We start from the raw sequence: 544 nt of genomic DNA, 5'->3' as shown, positions 1-544 counted from the left end.
ACAAAATACCAAGCCCAATCGCAGTCGCAATCGCTAAGGCTGTCGTCATCATATAAATAAGAAAAGTTTTGGTACCAATACGGCCAAGTAAGCGAATATCACCAATACCGCAAACACCGCAAATAAGTGAGATTAATACTAAAGGTACCACCAGCATTTCTAGCGAGTTGACGAACAGCTTACCAATAATGGCAAAAAAGCCATTGGTCACATAGGTATTAACAAAGCTGCCTTCAGCGTTGAGTCCGGAATAGTTCAAAAATAAACCCAGTATAATACCGAGTACCATGGCAACAATAATCTTGCCTGTCAGTCCCATATTTTTCCACATAACTTATATCCTTGGTATACGTAACTTTTGGCAATAAAACTAATGATTAAATCAGTATGACTAATATCATAGTCATCATTATCAATCACATTAAAAGCCCTGTTACGCCTAAATTCTTTTTAGTCTCGTGTTTCGGTGGACAATATAAAAGAATTGTTAGGGGCACTGCAAGATTTTTTTCTCATCTAAGTCATATATAATCATTGATATGAC

Annotated in this window: 1 protein-coding gene; it reads right to left on the bottom strand. The window is 36.6% G+C overall.

Going from position 1 to position 544, the window contains the following annotated elements:
• Positions 1 to 331, bottom strand: a 331-nt coding sequence (locus tag ACS8FD_RS23850) for a cation:dicarboxylate symporter family transporter (RefSeq protein ID WP_439277671.1), incomplete at its 3' end; no start/stop codon positions are given.
• Positions 332 to 544: the final 213 nt, after the last annotated feature.

This window comes from Psychrobacter sp. 1U2 (assembly GCF_051847575.1).
The sequence above is the reverse complement of the archived record's forward strand: the minus strand, read 5'-3'. Positions and strand labels throughout refer to the sequence as shown.